Source organism: Wolbachia endosymbiont (group A) of Pogonocherus hispidulus, assembly GCF_964028195.1.
Lineage (GTDB): Bacteria > Pseudomonadota > Alphaproteobacteria > Rickettsiales > Anaplasmataceae > Wolbachia.
The window spans coordinates 1-25,097 of record NZ_OZ034750.1 but is presented as its reverse complement, the minus strand read 5'-3'; the positions used below and the strand labels follow the sequence as shown (position 1 = coordinate 25,097).

General features: G+C 35.7%; 17 protein-coding genes and 1 tRNA gene. 9 read left to right on the top strand and 9 right to left on the bottom strand.

The features are described 5' to 3' along the window. Nucleotides 1-78: 78 nt before the first annotated feature. Complete coding sequence (truA, locus tag ABWU58_RS00090) at nt 79-816, bottom strand: tRNA pseudouridine(38-40) synthase TruA (protein WP_353283205.1); 738 nt, start codon at nt 814-816, stop codon at nt 79-81. A 141-nt stretch (nt 817-957) separates the two neighbouring features. Between truA and recA the strand changes: the two genes are divergently transcribed. The 3 genes from recA to ABWU58_RS00075 all read left to right on the top strand — a co-directional run bounded on the left by recA (nt 958) and on the right by ABWU58_RS00075 (nt 3,650). Further along, complete coding sequence (recA, locus tag ABWU58_RS00085) at nt 958-2,025, top strand: recombinase RecA (protein ID WP_353283204.1); 1,068 nt, start codon at nt 958-960, stop codon at nt 2,023-2,025. Nucleotides 2,026-2,190: 165 nt separating this feature from the next. Next, nucleotides 2,191-2,883 (top strand): phosphatidylserine decarboxylase, encoded by a 693-nt coding sequence (locus tag ABWU58_RS00080; protein ID WP_353283748.1) that lies wholly within the window; start codon nt 2,191-2,193, stop codon nt 2,881-2,883. Further along, nucleotides 2,880-3,650, top strand: a complete 771-nt coding sequence (locus ABWU58_RS00075) for a CDP-alcohol phosphatidyltransferase family protein (protein ID WP_353283203.1) — start codon at nt 2,880-2,882, stop codon at nt 3,648-3,650. Before ABWU58_RS00080 ends, ABWU58_RS00075 begins: the two co-directional genes overlap by 4 nt. Nucleotides 3,651-3,811: 161 nt before the next feature. Here the strand turns inward: ABWU58_RS00075 and ltrA are convergent, their stop codons facing one another. Next, nucleotides 3,812-5,155, bottom strand: coding sequence for a group II intron reverse transcriptase/maturase (ltrA, locus tag ABWU58_RS00070; RefSeq protein WP_253308914.1), 1,344 nt, complete (start codon nt 5,153-5,155; stop codon nt 3,812-3,814). A 514-nt stretch (nt 5,156-5,669) separates the two neighbouring features. Here ltrA and ABWU58_RS00065 point away from each other — a divergent pair. The 3 genes from ABWU58_RS00065 to plsY all read left to right on the top strand — a co-directional run bounded on the left by ABWU58_RS00065 (nt 5,670) and on the right by plsY (nt 9,201). Then, on the top strand, nt 5,670-7,013 hold the full coding sequence (locus ABWU58_RS00065; protein ID WP_353283202.1) for an alanine/glycine:cation symporter family protein: 1,344 nt from the start codon (nt 5,670-5,672) through the stop codon (nt 7,011-7,013). A gap of 1 nt (nt 7,014) precedes the next feature. Further along, nucleotides 7,015-8,481 (top strand): alanine/glycine:cation symporter family protein, encoded by a 1,467-nt coding sequence (locus tag ABWU58_RS00060; protein WP_353283201.1) that lies wholly within the window; start codon nt 7,015-7,017, stop codon nt 8,479-8,481. Between the two features lie 147 nt (nt 8,482-8,628). After that, entirely contained in the window at nt 8,629-9,201 is a 573-nt protein-coding gene (gene plsY, locus ABWU58_RS00055; RefSeq protein WP_007548744.1) for a glycerol-3-phosphate 1-O-acyltransferase PlsY, read from the top strand. Here plsY and ABWU58_RS00050 read toward each other — a convergent pair. The 3 genes from ABWU58_RS00050 to ABWU58_RS00040 form a co-directional block, all read right to left on the bottom strand. Continuing rightward, complete coding sequence (locus ABWU58_RS00050) at nt 9,196-11,016, bottom strand: hypothetical protein (protein WP_264707369.1); 1,821 nt, start codon at nt 11,014-11,016, stop codon at nt 9,196-9,198. The two genes, plsY and ABWU58_RS00050, sit on opposite strands and share 6 nt — an antisense overlap. A 52-nt stretch (nt 11,017-11,068) precedes the next feature. Beyond that, entirely contained in the window at nt 11,069-11,980 is a 912-nt protein-coding gene (locus tag ABWU58_RS00045; protein WP_353283200.1) for a cation diffusion facilitator family transporter, read from the bottom strand. 11 nt (nt 11,981-11,991) lie between these two features. Next, nucleotides 11,992-12,064 (bottom strand) — tRNA-Val (locus ABWU58_RS00040). A 243-nt stretch (nt 12,065-12,307) separates the two neighbouring features. Here ABWU58_RS00040 and ABWU58_RS00035 point away from each other — a divergent pair. Further along, the gene (locus tag ABWU58_RS00035; RefSeq protein WP_353283199.1) at nt 12,308-15,736 is read left to right on the top strand and encodes a peptidase M2; all 3,429 of its coding nucleotides are present in this window, start codon (nt 12,308-12,310) and stop codon (nt 15,734-15,736) included. Nucleotides 15,737-16,266: 530 nt separating this feature from the next. After that, nucleotides 16,267-18,495, top strand: a complete 2,229-nt coding sequence (locus ABWU58_RS00030) for a hypothetical protein (protein ID WP_353283198.1) — start codon at nt 16,267-16,269, stop codon at nt 18,493-18,495. 744 nt (nt 18,496-19,239) lie between these two features. On the opposite strand, the gene glyA is transcribed toward ABWU58_RS00030, so the two are convergent. Both glyA and ABWU58_RS00020 read right to left on the bottom strand, forming a co-directional pair. Next, nucleotides 19,240-20,508 carry a serine hydroxymethyltransferase gene (gene glyA, locus ABWU58_RS00025; RefSeq protein ID WP_353283197.1) on the bottom strand — a complete coding sequence of 423 codons (1,269 nt, stop codon included), beginning with the start codon at nt 20,506-20,508 and terminating at the stop codon, nt 19,240-19,242. Between the two features lie 40 nt (nt 20,509-20,548). Then, nucleotides 20,549-21,763: an MFS transporter gene (locus ABWU58_RS00020; protein WP_353283196.1), complete on the bottom strand. Its 1,215-nt coding sequence runs from the start codon at nt 21,761-21,763 to the stop codon at nt 20,549-20,551. A gap of 513 nt (nt 21,764-22,276) precedes the next feature. On the opposite strand from ABWU58_RS00020, the gene ABWU58_RS00015 reads away from it, so the two are divergent. Beyond that, the gene (locus ABWU58_RS00015) at nt 22,277-22,765 is read left to right on the top strand and encodes a hypothetical protein (protein ID WP_253307381.1); all 489 of its coding nucleotides are present in this window, start codon (nt 22,277-22,279) and stop codon (nt 22,763-22,765) included. A gap of 53 nt (nt 22,766-22,818) precedes the next feature. Here the strand turns inward: ABWU58_RS00015 and ABWU58_RS00010 are convergent, their stop codons facing one another. Next, nucleotides 22,819-24,012, bottom strand: a complete 1,194-nt coding sequence (locus ABWU58_RS00010; protein WP_353283195.1) for a pyridoxal phosphate-dependent aminotransferase — start codon at nt 24,010-24,012, stop codon at nt 22,819-22,821. A 69-nt stretch (nt 24,013-24,081) separates the two neighbouring features. Then, nucleotides 24,082-25,023, bottom strand: coding sequence for a uroporphyrinogen decarboxylase (gene hemE / locus ABWU58_RS00005; RefSeq protein ID WP_410542056.1), 942 nt, complete (start codon nt 25,021-25,023; stop codon nt 24,082-24,084). Nucleotides 25,024-25,097: the final 74 nt, after the last annotated feature.

The window sequence follows — 25,097 nt, the reverse complement described above, 5'->3', positions numbered from 1 at the left end:
CTCGTCATCTCGCTGCTTGTTAGCGGAATCTGGAGATACCGTGGCGGTATGACACTTATTTCACTAGCTTTTATTAAATTAGTAATCTATCTTTACCAAATATAAGCCAAAAGGTGGTGCAGTAACTCCAGCCGCATTTCTTTTGCATTGGTTTAATATATTTAGCATTTCTTGCGGATTGGTTCTATTTTTTCCAAATTCAACTAAAGTACCCACAATAATCCTCACTTGGTTATGTAAAAAGGAAATAGCAGATATTTTGATGTGTATATGGCTCCCGTTTTGTATTATATCGATATCATCAATTGTTCTTATCGGATTTGCAGCTTGACAATCTTTTGAACGAAAACTTGAAAAGTCATGTTTTCCAAGTAGATGTTTAGCAGCTTCACGCATAATATTTACATCAAGTGGATTAAACACTTGCCATACATAACCTGTCTCCAGAGCGGCAGGAGCATAGCGATTAACTATTCTGTATTCGTAATATCTTTTTTTTGCTGAAAACCGTGCGTGAAACGCATCATCTACAACTTCTGCATTAAGCACGACTATGGGAATTGATTTTAAATGATAATTTATTGCGTTTCTTATTCTATAAAGCTCAAATTCCTTTTCCATATCAAAATGAGCAATTTGTCCTAAAGCATGAACCCCTGTATCAGTCCTGCCACCGCAGTACAAAGTAACTTTCTCACCACTAAAATTAAATATAGCATTTTCTATGGCTTCCTGGATTGAATTAGCAGAATGTTGCTGCTTCTGCCAGCCAGAGAAACTACTACCATTGTATTCTATCGTTATTTTGTATCGCACTGCAGAGTCTATCTAACTTTCTATCTTAATATAATTTAGGTAGCTAATTTTTCTACGATAACGTTCTTCGTTATTAAAAAACCCTTGGCAGGTTGTTCACGTTCGATTATCATGGAAGTTATACAAGTTAATAAATGATCCATGGCAAACAACTCAGAAGAAAGAAATAATGATAAGCAAAAAGCATTAGATAACGCAATAAGCCAGATTGAAAAAGCATTTGGTAAAGGTGCAATAATGAAGTTGAAGCAAAACCCTGTAGAGAAAATAGACACAATATCCACAGGATCAATTGCGCTTGATTCGGCTCTAGGTGTTGAAGGTCTGCCAAAAGGGCGTATAATTGAAATATTTGGTCCCGAGAGTTCTGGTAAAACCACTCTTGCCTTGCACGTGATTGCTGAAGCACAAAAAAAAGGAGGATCATGCGCATTTATCGATGCAGAACATGCATTGGATGTCTTATATGCTCGCAAACTTGGGGTAAGCACTGATGATTTAGTAATTTCGCAACCAGACACTGGAGAGCAGGCGTTGCATATTGTTGAGTACTTAGTGTGTTCTGGTGCGGTTGATGTGATAGTTATTGACTCTGTTGCAGCGTTAACTCCAAGAGCTGAAATTGAGGGTGATATGGGTGATCAGCACATGGGGCTGCAAGCAAGGCTTTTAAGTCATGGGCTACGAAAGCTAACCTCTGCCGTTTCAAAAGCGAACTGTATATTGATATTTATTAATCAAATTCGTATGAAAATAGGAGTAGTGTATGGAAATCCTGAAACTACCACGGGTGGAAATGCATTAAAATTCTATACTTCTGTAAGGCTTGACATAAGAAAAGTTGGTGTAATAAAAGACAAAGAAAATATTACAGGCAATGAAACAAGAGTTAAAGTTGTAAAAAATAAAGTTGCTCCTCCATTTAGAGAAGCGAAATTTGATATAATGTACAATGAAGGTATATCAAAACTCGGAGAAATAATAGATATGGGAGCAAAGCTTGGTGTGCTTGAAAAAGCAGGCGCTTACTATTCATATAACAACACACGTCTTGGACAAGGAAGAGAGAATGTAAAAACTTACCTAAAAACAAACAAAGAAGTCGCAAATGAAATAGAAACGAAAATCAGAGATTTACTCAGAAATCATGATAATTCTATCATAATAGACGAGGATAGTGAGCAACTTTTAGAAGAATCAGTGTTCTGATCTAAACTTAGTTTGTGTTGGATGGGTTGTTACAGTATGATAGTAACTCTATGTGTGCTAATCTGTAATGTTACCTTGTATCAAGAGGACTTTGCTGAAGCAGTTAAAAAAAGCTTTTCATGATAAATGATAAATTGTTAACAATAGGTTATTGTGAATAAGATTATGTGTTTTAGTTTACCTAATATAAACAGGGAAGGTTATTTATTTATAGTCGTTGCCTTTATAGTAACGTGTATAGCATTCTCTATATCTTGGGGGTTTGGTGTTACGTGCTTGTTTCCGACATTATTGTGTACTTATTTCTTTCGCGATCCAGCAAGAGCTGTGCCAAACAATAAGGATCTTATATTAAGTCCTGCTGATGGTGTGATTTCAAAAATTGAAGAAGTTAATTATCCTTTATCGGCAGAAAATGGAGAAGAGAAGAAGTTCACGCTTGTTAGCATATTTTTAAGTGTTTTGAACGTCCATGTGAACCGTATACCAATATCTGGTACGATAAAGGAAATGAATTATAAAAAAGGCAAGTTTGTATCCGCAATGAGCAATAGGTCTAGTAATGAAAATGAAAAGCAGGTTATTGTGATTGAATACGAAAAGGGAAAAGAAATTATTGTGGAGCAAATAGCTGGGTTAATTGCACGTCGTATCGTTTGCAATTTAGGAGTATCCCAGAATGTGAAAGCAGGTGAAAGGTTTGGAATTATAAGATTTGGTAGTAGAGTGAATATTTATGTTCCTGCTGATATAGAAGTAAGAGTTTCAGAAGGGCAAACTGTTATTGGTGGTGAAACAATTATAGCAAACTTAAATAAGGAAAACGTTCAAGAGAAGCTTACTTTTGACGTTATATGAATAACGATGGAAGTAACAGTAGATTCTTACCTATTACTAAATTATTCCCAAATTTTATAACTTTATTGGGTTTATGTTCTGGTCTCACTTCACTTAAATTTACATTTAATGAACAATGGGAATTCTCAGTAATTTTTATCATCATTGCAGCAATAATAGATGGAATGGATGGCAGAATAGCTAGAATTCTAAAATCAACTAGCGATTTTGGAGCCCAGCTTGATTCTTTTGCAGATTTTCTAAATTTTGGTGCAGCGCCTGCATTTCTTTTGTATCTTTGGAAGCTAAACGAAATCAAAGTCATAGGTTGGATTTTAGTAATGATATACGTAATCTGCATATCAATAAGACTTGCAAGATTTAATGTTTCGCTACACTCAGAACAATCACACTGGGAAAAATTTTTCTTTTCTGGTGTTCCAGCTCCAGTGTGTGCTTTACTTTCTTTGTTACCAATAATTATTACCTTTCAATCTCATGAGAGTGAATACTTACTTCTCATAGAGCGATTTTTTAACACAAGAAACGTAGCTTGTTACTTTCTGGCCATTTCATTTTTTTCGATAAGTCACATTCCAACTTTCTCTGCAAAATATATTTATGTTCCCAAAAGCCTATCCTATATATTTGTGTCATTTTTTGGAGTACTTATTATATTTTTCATCAGTAAGCCCTGGATGACGCTACCAATTTTAGGTGTAGTGTATGTACTTACTATTCCAGTAAGCACTGGGCTTTATATATATTACTCGTATAAAGCTCGTTAGCTATAAGTTGTAATAAAAAGTAGTGGTAGGGTCGAGAACTGGCGCGCCTCTTTAGGGTTTGGTGGCTGATCCATTATTTTCATGTTGGGCCTCAATCCAAAATTCCCATATTCACGTTTCCAGCTCCCGCCTCATCAAACGCAGCATGCGATTTTCCCGCACTACGCTTTCCTAGTAGTTTCTTTACCAAAATTTATAACATATTGTGCTGGTAAGGCTTTCTGAATGTAATACCTTATTCTATAGTCTGAATAAAGATCTAGAGTTTTATATATCCATTCACTACTCCATCTCTTCCAGCCAAATCCTTTCTTTGCTTTTCTGGCTCTCATTAGATTGCGTCTTATTTTCTTCTCTACCCAATGTTTGACGTAACTAAAGCTTCGATTTGTGTTTCCAATCCTAAAGTAGTTTGTCCACCCTCTCAATATCGGATTAATGATATGAATCACTTTTCCTATTGGTTGCGATTTATAACAGCGGAATACTTCCTTCAATTTTTGAAGTAGGTTTGTTCGTGCTTTCATCTTGGGTGTTATCCTCACATTCCACTTTCCTTGTTTTGTGATGTTCTGTTGAAAATCAAATCCTAGGAAGCTGAATGTCCCTTTTTCTTTAAGATTAATCACTTTTGTCTTTTCTTCGTTTACTTCTACTTCTATTTTTGCTAATTCTTCTTGTAACCTTTTGTGCACTGATTTTTCAAGCCATTCCCATTTCTGGTGTCCATCTATCAGTATCATTAGATCGTCTGCCCATCTAGCGTATTCTATATGTTGATATTTTCCTTCTTTAGTCACCTCTTTTGCCTTCTCTAGCATTTTATCCACCTCATTGAGGTATATATTGCTTAGTAGTGGTGAAAGTGGTGATCCTTGTGCTATTCCTCGTTTCCCTCCTACTTTGAGGATTAGCTTAATCAAGTGCATGATTTCTTTATCGTTTACCCTTTTGGAAATCTTTTCCATAAGAATATGATGTCGCACATTATCAAAGTAGGACTTTAGGTCTACGTCAATAACTTTTGTATTGCCTTTGATTGCTGCTTTCGCTACCCTGCTTATTGCTTCATGCGCTTTTCTCTTAGGTCTATATCCATATGATCCGTCCTGAAAGTCAGATTCGAATATTGGTTCAATTATTAGCTTTAGTGCGCTTTGCACTATTCTATCCCGAATGCAGGGTATGTTCAACGCTCTGAGTTTTCCTCCAGCTTTTGGTATTTCCTTTCTCCGGTTCCTATTTGGGTTATAGGTCTTGGTTATTAGTTCACGTCTGATTTGTTGAAGATGCTTCTCTAAGCCTTCTGCTTCTATCGATTCGAACGTCACCTTATCAATTCCTGGTGCCCCATTACTCTTCTTTGTCAGCTTATATGCTTCTTCTAGCGTCTCCATCTTACATACGTGAACATAGATTCCCCAGAATCGCCATTCCGGTTTTGCCTTCGCTTTGGTATATATCTTCCTTCTCAGGTCTTGTAATTTAATTGGCATTTTTATCATTTTTACCTTTACCTCCCTTTTGTTAAAAGATTCCTACTAGTAGGGTGCCTTTGCTCCATGAGCGTTACCTCACTTCGTCACTACTACACACCCATCCGCCACCCTTTCATCTTCAGTTCATTTCCTGTTTCCAGTTATAGAACCTACCACTCCAAGGTATTTCTCCTTGGGATGAGGAGGGCTTCTCCAGTTGCCTCGTATTCCCTTATTATCATGTCATCACTACCACCCCGCTAAAGTAGATATGCTGTATCATTCGTATTTCAGCTATCTATGTTGCTTTCACCCAACTGCCGTGAGCTCAGCCTTTAGTTTTACACACTTTCGAGGCCACCTATGTGTTCGCTTTCGCTACAACCTGATAATTCGCCATTATCCTTACGATAACGTTGTCGGTAGGCTTCAATATCTTGGTTTCCCTCCATATTGCTACCCTAGCTACAGGACTCCGACTCTTATCCTGGTGGGTCTACCTCCCACTGAACATACTCGCCTTTTCTGGACACACAGCAGCATGATTGTAAAAATAAGTGAACTATTAAATTCATTTCTGTACATAAGGATATTCAACATTCCATTTATAATTATTTGGGTAATTGCAACTGGGGTTTTTTGTACCATCCAATTCAAATTCACTAACTTTAGATTGTTCAAGCATGGAATACAAACGCTATTCAACCTAAAATGTAATTACAATAACAATGGCATAATCACTCATATTCAAGCGTTTGCGACAGTAATTTCAGGAACAGTTGGCCTTGGAACAATATCAGGAGTTGCAATAGCTATCACAATAGGGGACCCAAGTGCAGTTTTTTGGATGGTAATTACCGGAATACTTGGTATGTCGATAAAGTTTGCCGAGGTGGTGCTTGCATTCACCTATCGCTCTGAAAATGCAACTGGCGGGGCTTTTTATTACATGAAGTACGGGCTTGCAAAAATTGGATTTGCAAAAACTGGCAGATTCCTTGCCTTCATTTATGCGATTATGCTACTTATTGCAATGATTTTGGGCGGTATACCATTTCAAGCAAATCAAATAGCAGCATTATCAAATAACCTCTTCGAATACAACGCGTCCATCATTATATCCCTGCTTGTCTTTATTGTAATATTGGGAGGAATAAAGCGCATTGCTTTCGTTTCAACGAGCTTAGCACCAATTATGATAGTGCTATATGTGGGTATGTGTATATATTTAATTTATGTAAACAGAAGTAATTTGCTGAATGCTTTATCTATAATATTTCAAGACATTTTCAATAAATCGGCTATAGGAGGCGGAGTATTGAGCGGATTAATAGCCGGAGTGAGAAGATCAGTGTTTGCTAACGAAGCAGGTACCGGAACAGCAGCTATAGCACATTCAGCTGTAAAAGAAGAAGATCCAATTAAAGTTGGATGCGTTGCAATGATTGCACCACTTATAGACACAATATTAATCTCATTTTTGACTGGTATCGTGATAATTATCACTGGTATGCATAGCACTGATAACGTGGGTGATATTACACTAATTAGTTCGGTATTTTCAACAGCTTTGCCCTTGTTCAGCAAGTTAGTTTTTCCGCTAATGATGTTTTCCTTTGCATTTTCTACAATAATAGCTTATTGTTACTACTGTGAAGTTGCTTTGCTGTACTTATTTGGTAATAAAAAAATACTAATACTGTTCCAAATTCTTATAGTGGTTTCAGTGTATATCAGTTGTATGTCAAAGGATATAGAATTTATATCTTATCTAGGTGACAGTTTGTTTATGTGCCTTATGGTTCCAAATGCTGTTGCAATATATCTACTGAGAAGGGAAGTTTTGAATACAATAGATTCTTATTACAATTCCAAAGGATATTAACATGATTTATAGATTACTTTGTATGGTGTTATTTTGCCTATTATTTAATGATGCGTATGCTGCTTCAGGTTTTTACGAAAGTTATGACGCTGTGTTGAATGGAATAAATAACTTCATGAATGAAGTGCTGTTTTTCAAAATCTTTTATATACCGTTCATACTTCTTCTACTATCCTTTGGTTATGTATTTTTAACCTTACGCTTTAAGTTTCTTAACATAAGAATGTTTAAGCATGCATTTGCTATTCTTTTCGGAAAATATGATACAGATCACCATGATGGCCACATCACGCATTTTCAGGCGTTTATAACTGCACTCTCAAGCACAGTAGGCCTTGGAACTGTTGCTGGAGTCGCAATTGCAGTTTCAATGGGAGGGCCAGGAGCGGTGCCTTGGATGATGATTACAGGTTTTTTTGGTATGTCTGCAAAGTTTGCTGAGGTAACATTGGCGTTTAGACATAGAACAGAAGATCAGGACCAATTATTTAGTGGTCCCTTTCAGTATATAAGGAATGGTCTGGAGGAATTTGGATTTAAAAAACTTGGTATTGTGCTAGCTGCCATGTATGCAGTATTTTTTGTATTATCAGGTCTTGGTGGAAGTGTAGCGTTTCAAACCAACCAAATGGTTTCAATATTATCTGGCTATTCAAGTTGGGTAGATGGTCACTCTTGGTTTCTTTCTTCCATAATCTCTGCGCTGCTTGCTCTAGTGATTATTGGCGGAATTAAAAGGATAGCTAGAGTATCTTCTGCACTAGTGCCTATTATGTCACTCATATATATATGTAGCTGCCTTGTTATTATTGGATTTAATATCCACAATCTTGGTCACACATTTAAGATATTATTTTCCAGCATGATAGATTTTAATGCTGTTGGCGGAGGGATGGTAGGAGCATTTGTTGCTGGAATTCAAAGGGCAATCTTTGCCAGCGAAGCGGGTGTTGGTTCTGCTTCAATTACTCATGCAACAACTAAAGATGAAGAACCAGTAAGAACTGGGCTTGTTGCTATGATAGAACCATGCTTTGACACAATGTTAATTTGCTGTTTAACAGGAATAACAATAGTAATAACAGGTACATACCAGACTAGTGTTGGTGAAGGGATATTAATTACTCAAAAGGCATTTGAGACAGTTTCTCCATGGTTTCCTATACTTTTAACCATAGCTGCACCTTTGTTTGCATTTTCTTCGGTAATTTCATTTGTATATTGTTGTGAAATGGGGTGGTTATATTTGTTTGGTGCAAAAAGTATAGTGATATATCGCATAGCGGTAATAATTGTGGCGTTTTTCTCTGGCCTTTCTAAAGACATAATGGCTATTGCTAATATTGGCGGAACTTTATTCTCTTGTTTAGCTCTTATCAACATGACAGCGCTTATACTGTTTAGTAATCAGATTAACGAGGAAGTTCAGTGCTACCTAAAAAGGCTGAGGAATAATAAAATCAATTAAATTTTGGCATATGCGGAGAGGTATAGCTATAATAAGTAAGATTTCCCTACGTCATACCGCGATTTATTCGCGGTATCTCAGCATAGATCCCGCTAACAAGCAGCGGGATGACGAAATTTTGCGATTATTAATCAGTAAATTTTACCTGTGTTAGTTATAGTCCTTACACTATCCTACATACTCGGTTCAATACCGTTTAGCTTAATTATTACAAGAATAAAAGGGATAAACTTAAGAGAAGTAGGTTCAGGAAACATTGGTGCTACAAACGTTGCAAGGACGGGAAATAAATTTCTTGCTGCTTTGGCATTATTTCTGGATTCCTTTAAGGGATTTATTGCCGTTTATATAGCACAACAATTTTGTGATAATAACGATTTTTATATATATGTATCTGCAATTTTAGCAGTTTTAGGACACATGTTTCCTATTTGGCTAAAATTCAGTGGAGGAAAGGGCGTTGCAACCACTCTAGGGATACTGATAGCATTTAACATTGATATTACTTTAGTATTCGTAATAATTTGGATAATAGTCTTTCTTGCCTTTAGATACTCTTCCCTTGCTTCACTCAGTGCTACTTCAACGGCTGTAGCATGGTCCTTTTTTTTTCAGAGGAATTTGTTCTTAACATTACTAATTATAGGAGCACTGGTCTTCCTAAAACACCACAGAAATATTGTGAATCTTCTGCAAGGTAAGGAAAATAAATTTTTATAAGTGTGCTGACTCTGTTGCTATATTACTAACAGATACTTCATGCGAGAAACGACTTGAGACTACTTCTTCTACTTCTTTTATCATTTCTTCCATGTTTTTTCCACTTTTCTTACATGCATCATCAAGTGCTAATTTTAGTTTACGTATATCATTCTCTTCTAGCATCTTATTCATTTCTTTTTTCGTTATCTCTAATTTTTTTAGTAAGATGTTCTCCATTATCTCTCTCTCATCACCTTCATACTGGCCACTTAGTCTGCTATATGCAATGCAACACTTCTTTTCTCGCGGCAAGGTTGACAGACCCCGCAATGTAACATCCACTTGAACTTCTATAGAGTTAACTTCCCTAGCCTTTTCAGCAGCTTCTGACCTAAATTTCTCAACTTCTCCTATTATTATTTTGTTAGCTATTCTTTTAGCTCCATCCAAAGATGAATCCTTGAGAGAAAAATCTGTCTCGAGTAGATCTCGATTTAATAGCTCTAAGAATACTTTTTTTCCGATGTTTTCGAGTAAACTTTCTTGGTCACCTAAACCATGCTCCTGCAGTTTATTTCTCATGTGCTGAACCAGCTCACAACATTGTAATTTATTTAACTTTATAGAGCTAATATTTTTCATTAACGTCAGCACAATTTGTTCACTATATTGAGAAGTAATACTCAATAATTTTCTCATTAAAGGAATACTTACTTCTGAAATAAAATCATCAACTATTTTTTGACTTTCATCGTCTTCATAACCATTTTGAACGTCATACCAAGCCTTAAAAATTTCTTTATTGTTTTTCTTGTTTTTTAACCTGTCTAACATGAACTTACGTGCTTCATTTTGTGCTCCTGGAAGTAATATTTGCCTAGGAGGAGTAAATCTAATTTCTGGATCAGGATGAATACCCTCTAGCGTGCTTAACATTCTATAGATAATACCGGTGAAGCAAGTGTTAGGAATTCGCTCTTTTCTAGAGAAAGTTTGGCTATCAAGCAAATTTGTAATTAACGCGTCTTTTTTATTTTTTACAGCTTCTCTGTCTCCATCATTGCAGGCTTTCAGAACTAAAAGTAAAATCCGTCCACCTGTAAAGCGGGAGCTATACTTTTGATCATCTTTGCAAAAGTCATTTAAAAATGTAATTACTCTTCCTTTATCCTCATCACTAAATTGACGATAATTAAGTTCATTTAAATCATTTATATATTCAATAAATTGCTTAAATTCTCTATCATTAATAACGTCTTCGGATACTTTTTCACCATACTTATCTTTTAATTTATCAATATTTTTAATGATATCATCATTTAATTGATGGGGCAGTAAATGTTCAAGCTTAACATCAAAACTATTAACCATACCACGTAAATTCTCTTTTATACCTTCCAAAAAGAAATTTATAGAAGCTTTAAGCAGCGTAAATGGGTTAAAATCTTTTGGCCTTAGTTCACTCTGCAATAAAATTAATAGCATTGTAAGTGGTATAGTTCCCAGTAACGAAATAAGCAAGAAAGTGGTAGTGAAAGTTAGATATGTTATGAAAGCAGAAAACAAGAGGAAGGCTGCTACCTTGATTGTATTGTTCTTAAAAAATATTTCCCAATATTCCCTTTTGCTCATTTTTTGCTGTTTTGCCGTTTTTATTTCTTTGTAGATATAAAGAGTTTTAATTTCAGACCTGAAGAATATAGTACCAAGAGAAAAAAGAACATTAACGGGATTAGTGATAATGCTTAAAGAAACAAAAGTTGCAAAATAACTAACAAACTTTAGCTTGCTAGATTCCTTTGAAGGAAATTGTATTTGAGAAATGCCTATCATAGCCTACCTTTGACATCATTACACTCTAGTAATAGCATAATAATTTAAAACGTCAATGTTTAAGTATTTTATTATCCGCACACTCATCGTATTCGATCTCGACTGTAGAGTGTGCTATCTCGAACCTATTTAGTAGTATTTTTTTTATCTCATACAAAATATCAGTGTGTTGTGCATCTTGCTTTACTTTGGCATGCATGGTAATTATAAAATAATTATCAGACAGTGACCATGCATGTATGTGGTGCACATCTATCACTTCAGGTAATTCTGATGTGATCTTACTTTTTATTTCCTCAGTAGATATCCCTTCAGGTGTACCTTCAAGAAGTATGTGGCAAGAATTCTTTAGAATTTTGTAGCCACTATTCAAAATGATTACACTGACAAATACCGATAAAATCGGATCCACCATTTGCCACCCGGTAAGCATGATAATTATGGATGCAAGTATAGCAGCTACAGAACCTAAAATATCTCCTATAACGTGTAGTACAGCACTTTTTATGTTTATATTGCTCTCGCATTTACTATGTAATATAAAAAAGACTATTATGTTAGAGACAAGACCGAGTGTAGCAATTATTAACATTACTTTCCACTCAACATTGACTGGAAAAATAAACCTCTTTATTGATTCAATTATAATAATTACTGCAATGAAGAATAAAGTTAAACCATTAACAAATGCTGCAATTATTTGCAACCGATGATACCCGTATGATCTCTGCAAATCAGATTTCTTAGCTGAAAATTTGTGTGCTAACCAGCTTAAAACTAAGGCAAAGAGGTCAGTGAGCATATGCCCTGCATCTGATAGTAGAGCAAGCGAATGTGAAATTATTCCACCTACTATTTCCATAAACATTGTTATCGCAACTATTATTATGGAATAGATTAAGCGCTTGGACTGTGCTGCTGAGTGTTTACCGTTATGCACTGCTGTCATATAAAATCTTTTCATAAACAAAAACGTGGGTAACACTGGGTTCGAACCAGCGACCGCTTGCACGTCAAGCAAGTGCTCTACCAACTGAGCTAATTACCCATCGTGGTTTTAGTATAGTGCTTTGGTGGAATGAAAGTCAATTTGCTTTTAAATTCTTACCCTATTCAATGTGACATTAGAATCTAGATTTTTTTGTAGTCAAGCTATATCTTATATTGTTCATATTAAATTAATTACTTATATTTCTTCACTAAGATATAGATTATGCCAATATGAAAATTCATACTTTTTTAGTAGAGATCACCTCATATTTGAAGAGTTAATAAATTAGAGGTTAGAATTATGACAATCAATCAACAAATAAATAAAAATATAACTAAAGAAGAATACTTTAACAATAACGGCAAAGGGTTTAATTCGCCACATGTTGTAGAAGTTAAAGATTTAAATATTAAAGTAGAAGTTTATTCTCATAATTTAAGAGCAAGTAAAATTGCAACAATTGAAAGTGAGATAAAAGAAACAGCTACTAGTTTTAAAGATACATTCAAGTTAGAACACAGCAACTCAGAACAAACATTTAAAATTTATATGTTTGATGACAAGGATGATTACACTCACCTTGGCGGAAGCGAGCGTTTCGGTTCTTACCTTGGAGATGAGGGTGGTAAATGTTACTACAAAGGGGAAGCTGATGTTTTTGCTGAAATGTATGTCTATCAGCAAGGTGGCGTTCATAACCTTCAGCATGAATTTGCACATGGTTTAACTTACTTGGCTACAGGAGGTAAGCACCTACCTACAGTATTAATGGAAGGAATTGCAGATTACTTTGAGCATCATTCAGATCATAAATTCAATTCTCAAGGATCAAGTATCGACAAAACTGAAGCTGCAAATTTGGATTTAGATAAAATTTTAAGTTTAGAATATTCAAAGGACAGCGAAGCAAATAGCCTGGTTTATAAAACAGGTCATGCGTTGATAATGTACTTACAGGAAAAAGATCCTAGTTTATTAAGAGACTACCTAGATGCTTTACGTCAAGGTAACTCAGATGAGTCAAAAAGTTTCTTGAAAGACATAAAAGGACATGATGCTGACTTCAAAAGTTGGCTTGCTGAGAATGATACAGAAACTGCAATGGAACATCTCAACGCTTTGCAAGTTACAAAAGGAGATTTTATAGCAACTGGTCAGGAAATATTGGGTGGAGAAATTAAAAACGTATCCTACTATAAAGCAAATATAGAAAAAATGGATGGAGAAAACGTTGGAAGTTTTTCTTCTGTAGAACATGTGTCGTTTTATGATTATGCTCGTGCTGTTAATAGGGCAACAAATGATAACCTCGATATATCAAAGGAATATCATTTCTTAAAGGTAATCAAAACTTCTGATGGACAGGATAAACTAACTTACTCTGATCAACAAGGTAATGAATATCAAAACAGCTTAGAGTATAAAAATCAGGCTTTAAGGACATTGTCAAATTATGATGAGAATTTAAAGAAAGTTTATGATAATGCATTAAAAGCCCTGGATGAGCAGATTCTCAAGGAATCCAATGAAGTAGGTGAAAAATACCATAGACAAGAGATTTCTCGTGAAAAACTTTTGGAACAACATAATTTCATTAATTCTTCCTCTCGATATGAAGAATTGAAAAAATCCTTGCTCGATGAGATGATAAGCACTGGTTCAAAACAGTTAAAGTCAACTCAGAACATCGACGTAGAAAAGATGTTAGAAGAAATGATCAATATCGATTTAAACTTGATAAGAGGTACAAATCATATTGACCTACAAGAAGGTAAGATTTTCTCTATCAAAGCTCTTGGTCATGGAAATAAGGGTGCGCTGTCCATATATGACGGAAATACAAAGCTTGGAGAATTATCGAGCGAATCAGGATTTTTTAAGCAAGTTGAAGGCCAAACTAAAGAAACTTTTGTTTTTGAGGATATATTGCACAACTTAAATACTCAATATGATGGTGGTGCTTATATGGCAGTTACAAAAGAAAACGGTCATTACAAAGCTTCTTTAATAGACGGCAGAACAGTTGAACGCGATGAATACTTTGATGAAGCGCATTTACATGAAAATGAATTGTTGCATCCTAGCACTGGACACATCCAAAAAGATTTAGATTCTCTACTCCTTAGAGGTACCAAAATTTTGAATCATCAGGATTCAAAGCATGCACAATATTCTGATGAGCAAAAGGCAAATGGAGTAATCGTGGAAAAAGGAAAATTACTGGATAATAAGGGAACAGATAGGACAGACGACGATGTATACGAAGCGGTTGTAAAGCAAGGAGGCGAAAATCTACATGCATTCAAAAATATGGGCTTCTATATTACTGAAGAGGTGAAAAATGAAAGAGGTGAAGTTATAAATGAAAGTAACTTGTTCATTCATGACCACGGAGCAAACGTAAGGTTTCAATTACCGAGCAGTATTACTCATCTAAAGTTAGTGCAAAAGGATGGACAATATAAATTAGCACCGTCTGATTCTAAAGGAAGAGAATACAGTGGCATACCAGACGAATACAAATATATTGACCCAGTATTTGCACATGAATATGAGAAGGGAGATCATTCCCATAAACATGTAAATGTGGGCCCTATAAACTTAGAGAAATATGGCTCTGGCAAACTTTTTGCTATAAAGTACGACCCAAATGATTACCACATACAAAGAAACTCCAGTGGTGAAATAGTTAGAATAAAAGATCAAACATATTTCACTAAAGTAAAATTGTTTGATGGTGATGAAGAAATTGGAATGTTATCTAATAACTTCCATAACTTCAAAGAGAAAATATTCTTTTCTGCTGACTACAACTACAGTTATAACGATTTCCTAGCATCTGTTTCTCCTCAAGTTGAAATTGAGGACATGGGGAATGGAAGTAAAAAAATAACTTTCGATCAAGGTGATGGCGATATCGGTGATACTAATAGAGGCTACACGGACTATCAGAGAATATTCACAAAAGAGAAACAAACCGAAAGTCCAAAAGGGCAGGTAAGTGAAACTAAGACAGAAGTTCATAGTACTACTAATGTTGTTGCACAAGTTGCTGAAGAGAAAACTGTATCAAACGACAATAGTGAAATGCAGTCTGATCAGCCAATTCCATCACAAAGTTTAACAAGAACGAAAAGAACAGCTTCAGTGGAGGAGAAAGAGCAAGAACAGGTAGTATTAAAAGACACAATTCTCAAAATAGAAAAGAGTCGCGAGCAGGACTCAGAAGGGAAGCACAAGGCAAATGTAACCATAGATTATAATGATGTGAAAGCCTTGTATGATAGAGCGGAAGGAGCAGAAAAGCAATCTGTGTTAGATTTTTGGAACAAACTGCACACATCAGAATACAAGGTTGGTGCTTTGCCGGAAGACAAATACTATTTTGAAAAAGGCAAATTCGTAATCCACGATAGTGGCACAAAGAAGCTTATAGTGTTACCTGAGGATAAGGTGTCCATCAAGATAATGAAGGATGGTGATAGTTATAGTTTAGCTATATCAAGTGGTAATGGCAAAGTAATAAGCAGCATTAGTAAAATAGATAATCCAAATTACGAATTGCTGTCAGATTCAAGTCATTTCAATTTAGGGGAGCAAGATAATATTGTATTATCAGATCAACATCACGAATATAATCTTTATCTAGAGAATGGCTTTGTGAAAATGTTTGATTACACAAGCGACCACATTTATCACGACCACAACTCGGCCTATATCTATAGCTAACCCAAGAAAGGTTTCCCTACGTCATACCGCGATTCATTCGCGGTATCTCAGCCGCTAACAAGCAGCGGAATACTTAACCGTCATACCGCGATTCATTCGCGGTATCTCAGCCGCTAACAAGTAGCGGAATGACAGCAGTCCTACGTCATACCGCCGCGGTATCTCTTAGCATAGATCCCGCTAACAAGTAGCGGGATGACGGTTGTCAGGCTAGCTGTCATGCGAGTAGCCCCTTCGGTGTCATCCCAGTGCCTCCCTCCCTTGTCATCCCAGTGCGTGACACTGGGATCTAATTTTTTATGCAAAATTATTATATTTATATACTTGCAAATAGATACAATTTGAAATAATTTATACTATAAAGTTACGAAATGAGATCCAAGTACTCGGATGACAGGAGAGGGAACTGGGATGGCAAGAGAAGAATTCTAAAGTAAAAACCTCAAATAAATCTTATGTAAAATCTAGCATTAACGAAAATTATACCATTTTCATGCATACCATGGTTTTTGTAATTAACGGAGGGTGATATGCCGGCTAGTTTAAAATTTGAAAGTGCTGCAGGAACAACAACAACAGATTTAAGTAAGGTCAAAATTATAGCTTTAGAAGATAATACGGGTAATAAATATACTTTGGATATAACCACAGGTGATCTTAAAGTAGCATATAAACCAAATGGTAAATCTGAAGTAGAGTACACAGTAAACGGTTTAGCAACAGCTTTAGGAAAATTACTTACCATAGAGGGTAGTACGCCTGGTAAATCAGTTCTTGCAGAAGAAGTAGTAAAACAGCCTGTTGTGGATGCTATAACTGCTTCTTCTGATTTTACAAATAAGGTATATATTAAAGCTGCTCCAACTGATGAAGTTTATACTAAAACTGCTGCAGATACTGCTTTTGTTAAAACTGATGGTAACAACGCAACTGATGCTGGTGTGAAAGCTATGTTAGATAAGCTCTCAGCAAACGAGAAAGTTGCTAAAGTTTCTGATCTCACTACCAAAGTTAATGTTGCTGGTGACAATGCAACTGATGCTGGCGTGAATGCTATGTTAGGTAAACTTACAGACAAAGTTTTGAAAACTTCAAAACTTGGAGAAGAAGTAGCAAAAAAACCTGTCGTGGATGTTTTAGTTCCTGCTCTTGCAACAGTTGGTACTGATGATACTAAGAAAGTTTACACTAAAACTGAAGCAGGGAGTACGTTTCTTAAAACTGCAGATCTTGGAACAAAAGTTGCAGAAAAAGCTGTCGTGGATGTTTTAGTTCCTGCTCTTGCAACAGTTGGTACTGATGATACTAAGAAAGTTTACACTAAAACTGCTGCAGATACTGCATTTGTTAAAACTGTAGATCTTGGAACAAAAGTTGCAGAAAAAGCTGTTGTGGATGTTTTAGTTCCTGCTCTTGCAACAGTTGGTACTGATGATACTAAGAAAGTTTACACTAAAACTGAAGCAGGGAGTACGTTTCTTAAAACTGCAGATCTTGGAACAAAAGTTGCAGAAAAAGCTGTCGTGGATGTTTTAGTTCCTGCTCTTGCAACAGTTGGTACTGATGATACTAAGAAAGTTTATACTAAAACAGCAGCAGATACTGCGTTTCTTAAAACTGCAGATCTTGGAACAAAAGTTGCAGAAAAAGCTGTTGTGGATGTTTTAGTACCAGAATTAGCAAAAGATAATGGTTCTACTGGTATATATACTAAAAAAGGTGTGGATGATGAGCTGAAAAAGAAAGCTAATACTGCAGACGTTTACACTCAAAAAAATGTAGATGATGAATTGGCAAAAAAAGCTGATGTTGATGGTTCTAATGTAACCGAAGCTGGTGCTAAAGCTATCTTAAGCCAACTCAAAGGAAATGACCAAGTTGCTAAAATTGATGGTTCTAATGTAGAGGAAGCTGGCGTAATTGCTATGCTAGGCAAACTTGCACCAGCTAACCAAGTTGCTAAAATTGATGGTTCTAATGTAGAGGAAGCTGGCGTAATTGCTATGCTAGGCAAACTTGCACCAGCTAACCAAGTCGCTAAAATTGATGGTTCTAATGTAACCGAAGCTGGTGCTAAAGCTATCTTAAGCCAACTCAAAGGAAATGACCAAGTTGCTAAAATTGATGGTTCTAATGTAGAGGAAGCTGGCGTAATTGCTATGCTAGGCAAACTTGCACCAGCTAACCAAGTCGCTAAAATTGATGGTTCTAATGTAACCGAAGCTGGTGCTAAAGCTATCTTAAGCCAACTCAAAGGAAATGACCAAGTTGCTAAAATTGATGGTTCTAATGTAGAGGAAGCTGGCGTAATTGCTATGCTAGGCAAACTTGCACCAGCTAACCAAGTCGCTAAAATTGATGGTTCTAATGTAACCGAAGCTGGTGTAAATGCTATGTTAGGCAAACTCACAGACAAAGTTGTTAAAACTTCAGAACTTTCAGCAAAAGCTACAGCGAAAGATGTTGCCGAAGCTATATTTAATGCACAAGATGGCACCAAATCAATTTTAGTGGAAAAATTAGGAGGATTCCTTGATAACTCTACTGACAATAAGTATGGTGCTCAAAGCAATCAAACAGCAAAGGCTTTCTTAGCCGCAAAAGGGATGACACCAACAGCTGCTGAAATAATTGCTGACCCAAGTTTTACAATTAATGTAACAAAGGAACAGGTTAAAGAACTTGTACAAAAGGAAATATCACAACCATCCTTTGAAATTCCACCAAGTGATGATGCTGCACTTAATTGGACTTGGTAATACAGCAAGTAGTCACGCTACTTGGATGACGTCATACGGTCCTCGGATGACGGAAAAAAGGACTGGGATAACACCCTACAATGTCATTCCAGCGCGTGACGCTGGAATCCAGCCTTTTCATAATCATCAAAATGTTGTATTTTAACATAAAACGGCTACTTTTATGCTTACCAACTTAATAAAATTCCTGGATCCCAGTGTCTGGGCACTGGGATGACAAAAAAAGGAGTACTGGAATGACACCTCTCTTTTAGCCATAAATATTTAAGAAATTTACCAAACGAAAAAAAAGGCAAAAGAAGCCCCGTGGTTGGCTAATTACTTACATTATACTTTCAAGTATGGCGTTTTTTTATTCTAAACACTTAATAACCGCGATTCAGCTGCTTTTAAATGCAACTAACCTAAATTATAAACGTTAAGAAATTTACTAAACAGAAAAAAAGGCAAAAGAAACCCTAGGGTAGCTAGTTATTCACTATCCATTTTTTAAGTTGGCGTTTTTTTATGTTTTAAACGCTTTATAAGCGCGTTTCAGCTTATGTAGGTAGAAATTTTATAAAGACATAAGGTGCACATAGTGCAAAAAATTAAACATGATACGCCAGATACGTGAGTTTTTTTGTCATTTAATCTGTACAGAGAAGATAAATAAATAGCTTCAGTCTCATGATAAGGGGGCTGGCGAAGCTTGTCAAGGAAGTTTTTTTGTTTCTACCAGCTACTTGGATAACGCCACATAAATTAATAAATAGGAAAATTACTACAAATCCTTTCAACTTTAGTTTTTACTGCTTTTTCGACACTTGAGCTATTTCCGCTCTGAACCACTTCATTTACTAGGCTGGCTATCTCTTTAAAATTTTCTGCCTCAAGTCCGCGTGTTGTCTCAGCAGCGGTGCCAAAACGGAGCCCTGAAGTGATGGTCGGCTTCTCTGTATCAAATGGTACAGAGTTTTTATTGCAGGTAATGCCAGCCCTCTCAAGGCTATCTACAACGTCTTTTCCAGTTAATTTCTGCGATCTTAAGTCAACTAGCACTATATGAGAGTCAGTGCCACCGGTTATAATGTCAAGTCCATGCTTTTGCAATTCTTGAGCCAGCACTTTCGCATTTTCCACGACTTTCTTGCTATAAGTTTTAAACTCTGGCGCTAATGCTTCTTTAAATGCAACAGCTTTTGCAGCTATCACATGCATAAGTGGCCCGCCCTGCAATCCTGGAAAAACTGCAGATTGAATTTTTTTATGCAATGCTTCATCGTTCGTCATTATTACTCCACCGCGAGGACCACGCAAAGTTTTGTGAGTTGTGGAAGTCATAACATGTGCATATTCAGCAGGGGATGGATATTCGCCCGCTGCAATAAGCCCTGCATAGTGGGCAATGTCTGCAAGCAAATAAGCACCAACTTTATCTGCAATTTCGCGAAAACGTTTGAAGTCCATTTTTCTTGGATAAGCAGAAGCACCAGCTATGATCAATTTTGGTTTATGCTCCAGCGCCAGCTTTTCTATCTCATCCATATTGAGCAGATAAGTGTCTTTGTTAACTGCATATTGAATTGACTTAAACCATTTACCAGAAAGGCTTGGTGCCGCACCATGAGTTAGATGTCCACCGCAATTAAGCGATAATCCAAGTATTGTATCGCCTGGAGCAAGTAGTGAAGCAAACACTGCTTGATTTGCCTGAGAACCAGAGTGAGGTTGAACGTTTGCAAATTTTACACCAAATAACTTACAAAGTCTTTCTATAGCCAGACTTTCAACTTTGTCCACATGCTCACAACCACAGTAATACCTTTTGCCTGGATAACCTTCTGCATATTTATTAGTCAGAAAAGAGCCTTGTGCCTCCATTACCGCTTTGCTTGCAAAATTCTCTGATGCAATTAATTGCAATTGTGATTTTTGGCGTTGTAATTCTTTTTCTATAGATTGATAAACCTCGTTATCAAAAGACTTTAAATTATTTTTAGAGCCACAGATTTTTTTTAAAACACTTATCATAGATCAAACCTCGCTTTAATTTTAAGATGCACAAGCAATTTTAAGACTGCTTGTCCTGCTTTTTTAACCATAAGAGCCCAAAAACAGCTATTAGCAAACATACAGGAATAATAGATGTTGCTTTTATCAGCAATTCAGCACCATACACAGGATTTCCTTGTATTACTGTTTTATCCCAACACAAATCTATTATTTTTGCGATCCCAGTGTGAAAAAAATAGCCAAAACCCATGACTATCATGTTTGACACAGATGTAGCTAAGCCTACTAAGTTATTATTTACATAACTTATCGCTTTGTAAATGGTAACTATCTGATATCCAGATGCAAAGCCGATAATAAAAAGCGTAGGTAATACAACATACAAGCCACCAATCTGAGTAAAAAGTAATAGAAAACCGGCAATCATTGCAAATGAGCATGAAATTATTACTTCATAATGCTTATTTTTATACTTTTCCAATAAATAAGCCAAAAAGAATGATCCTGTTAACATTCCTATCAATATTACGGAAGAGAGAGAAGACGCCAAGTCTTCATTCATTTCATATACTTCAAAAAAGAATGCTTTCGCCCAACCATCGGCAAAACCTTGCATTGGACCGACCATGAGTCCACCAAAAAAGCTAATTAGAATAATATGCTTGTTGAGAAGTATGTTTTTTAAGTCTCTAATGCTAACTTTTTCCTGCTGAGCATTGCTTTCAGGCGTTACTAAGAACAGTAACAGAGCAAGTAAACATCCGAATGCTGAGAAGGTATAGATAACATAATTCCAGCCAAATTTATTGAGTAAGAAGTCTAACGGTAATCCGCCACATATCCCCCCCAAAGTTCCTATAATTATGGATAAACTAGCCATTCTTGCTGATTTTTCTTGCGCAAAATACATGCTTGCAACTTTAAAAAGCCCAATTGCTGAAGCGGATGACCCAATTCCAACTACTATTCTGCCAAGTATTGAATAATACCACTCATCAAAGCATATAAGTGGTAATGTTCCGGTAAATGTTAAGATAATACAAATAGGCAAAACAAACTTTGGTCCAAATCTATCGAGGAAAAGACCAATAGGTATATGAGCTAGCGTATAGCCTATATAGTATAACCCGCCAAACTGGCCAACATCTGCAATACTTATGTTAAATTTTGTTATCAATCCAGGCGCAATTATGTTTGGAATTACGCGTAATATATATTGGTACGCATAAAACAGTGACGCCAACAACCAGATTAAAAAATTCCTCTGCAACATGAATCTCAGCTAAAATTTAGGATTATAGATACTTTAGTTATAAAAAACAAAATAAATATTTATCAAAATTTTATAAATATTTATTTCGATCTATTGAAATTTAATATAGATAACTAGCGTAAGCAACTATACATATTAACTAAATCTTCTAGATTCCAGATTGGTATGGCAGAGGGTAATGTAAAAAGTCTATTTTACTTTTGCAATTTTTAAAAGAGACTTTTTATTTTACTTACAATTTTTTCTACCATATCTACAACTGGCTCATGAATAAGGTATATGAAAAAAATTACACCACAAATGATAAGTACATTTATGATTTTGCCCTTATTCATCTTTATCTTGAGCTTCACTTTTTTTACAAGATCCATTTTGTTTATGTTTTTATTTCATGTTGACAATTATATCTTAAATATCATAATTTTCAGTAAAATTTGACTTCAGAAGTACCCTATTAACTCAATATTAACCTTTCTACATGTAAAATAGTTAATATAACATTGAGGTAGGTTGATGAACATAAGCACAATAGATAATACATTGCAAAATTACATAACAAAATACATTGAACAAACATTCGCTACACATGTGTCAGGCAATAGATATGACAAATTGTATAGGGAACTTCTAAGTGGCATAGAAGAGATAATAAAACTCACTATAAACGAAGCAAAACATTATGACAAAAGTTTGGAAAATCTATATAACGATTCAAGATTTAATAAGAAATTTATTCAAGCTGTTGCTAAACATCAGGTGTCGGAATTTTTAAATACTCACCCGAAAAGAAAAGAAATTGTTGCAGAATTTTACAATGAACATCACATTAACGAAAGTGATTTAAAGACTCTGGAGAAAGGGAAAGATTTAGTAAATAAAATAAATAACATTAACTTACTGCAACGAAATGAAAAAAATGAGGAATTCAATATTAGAAAGACACTTGCTCACTCAATAAAAACGCCTTCCATAGAAAAATACAAGTTAGAACATTCAAGATAACCTTAGTGAATATTTTTGACGCGGTGAAATGGGTAATTTATGGATAGTCTATTTCATTTTAACTCCTGGCACGCTTTAGTAATACTATCACATCCAATTTCTAATTGTTCCTGAGAGGTTGCATAAGAAATTCTGATAAAATTCTCTAGACCAAACGCAATTCCTGGAACCACAGCAACTAAATGATCCTCTAGCAGGTATTCAGTGAAATCAAGATCATTATTTATTACTTTACCACTTTTTGTACTCTTACTGAGCAATCCTTCACACGAGACAAATAAATAAAATGCGCCTTGCGGAATGGATGCTGATAATCCCGGAGCAGAATTTAGCTTTTTCACCATAAAATCTCTACGACTCTTAAAAATCCTTGTTCTTTCTTTCAAAAAACTATGGTCACCGTTTAATGCTGCTGCTGCTGCTGCTTGCGCTATCGAATTTGGGTTAGAAGTGCTCTGAGACTGCAGCGTAGAGATAGCTTTTACTACATCACTTCTACCTGCAATATACCCTATTCTCCAGCCTGTCATTGCATAGGCTTTTGACACTCCATTGACTACAAAAACTCTGTTGTAAAGCTTTGGCTCAACCTGAGCGATAGTAAAAAACTTTTCGTCGTATATTATATGCTCATAAATATCATCTGTAACGACATTCACATGTGGATATTCAAGCAATATTTGTGCTATGTCTTTCAATTCATCATATGTGTACACAACTCCTGCAGGATTGTTCGGTGAGTTAAGAATTAACCATTTAGTTTTTTTAGTTATCCTGCTTTTCAATAATTCCGCTGTCAGTTTAAAATTTTGTTTGCATTCCACTACAACTGGTAAGCCCCCAAAAAGATTTACCATATCAACATATGAAACCCAATAAGGAGCTGGAATAATAACTTCATCTCCAGAGTTAATTGTTGCCATAAACAAATTGAATAACACCTGCTTAGCGCCAGTACCAGCACAGATTTGGTTAAACGTGTACTCGAGGTTATTATCCCCTCTTAACTTATTAATTATTGCTTCTTTCAGCTCACGCGTTCCATCAACAGCAGTATACTTAGTTTTACCTTCACTTATTGCTTGAATAGCTGCTTTTTTTATATGATCTGGAGTATCAAAATCCGGTTCTCCTGCAGCTAAAACACAGATTTTTTTTCCTTCATTTTTCAACTTATTTGCCTTATCAGTTACAGCAATCGTAGGTGATGGTTTTATTAGGGACATTCTTTTTGCAAGGTCTGACATATCTTACTGAAGCTAAATTCAAATGATAAACCCTGTACAGCAAAAAAGCTAGGAATTTTGTGTATTGTATTAGTAGCTTTTTACCAAATTCACCAACGCAGTGATATTTTCAACTGGAGTATCAGGGAGTACTCCATGTCCGAGATTAAATATGAAGGGTGAATCTCTAAAGCAATCTATTATACGTTTTGCTTCTTTTATTGCTTCCGTTTTATTATAGGCTAAAAGATTAGGATCAAGATTTCCTTGTAGAGGGATTTTTAGATTCGCTTTCGCCCATTCTATTGGAACATTATAATCTATACTTACTGCAGATACACCTGTTTGTTCGCAGTAATCCTTATAAAGATTTCCAGCAGACCTTGGAAATCCTATTATTGGAAAATCAGAAAATCTATCCTTTATTGCCAAGGTAATTCTCTTTGTTGGTTCGATAACATATTCTTTAAACAATGGTTCCGATAATGCACCAGCATTACTGTCAAATAGCTGAATAACATCTGCTCCAAATTCTATCTGTTTAATTAGATAAATAATCGTTGCTTCCGTTATTCGTTCAATTACTTCCTTCAAATACGAAGGGTAAAAATTTAATACTTTGGAAAAAGTTTTGCTGCTTCCACCTTCTATGATATATGAAGCTACTGTCCATGGGCCACCAGCAAATCCTATAAGAGGCTTTTTTTTTGATAGCTGACTTCTGACTTTCTTTATAGCGTTTAGAATTGGTAAAATTTTAGCTTCAATGTCTTGTGGACTTCTCAATTCTTTAGGATTCTTTATAGGTTTTATTCTCGGGCCCACATTGCGCAGGAAATTCACGTCACAACCCAAAACATCAGCTATTATTAAAATGTCTGAAAAAATTATCGCCGCATCCACGTCAAATCTTGTCACCGGCTGTAACGTCAATTCTGTCACTAAATCTGTGTTGTAGCATATCTCCATAAAATTATTCATATTTTCCACTGCTTTGCGGTACTCAGGAAGAGACCTGCCAGCCTGACGCATTAGCCAAATAGGCACTCTTTCACCTGGCTCATTTTGTTTGATAACTTCTACTATTGTTGTTTTGCCGCTTTCCA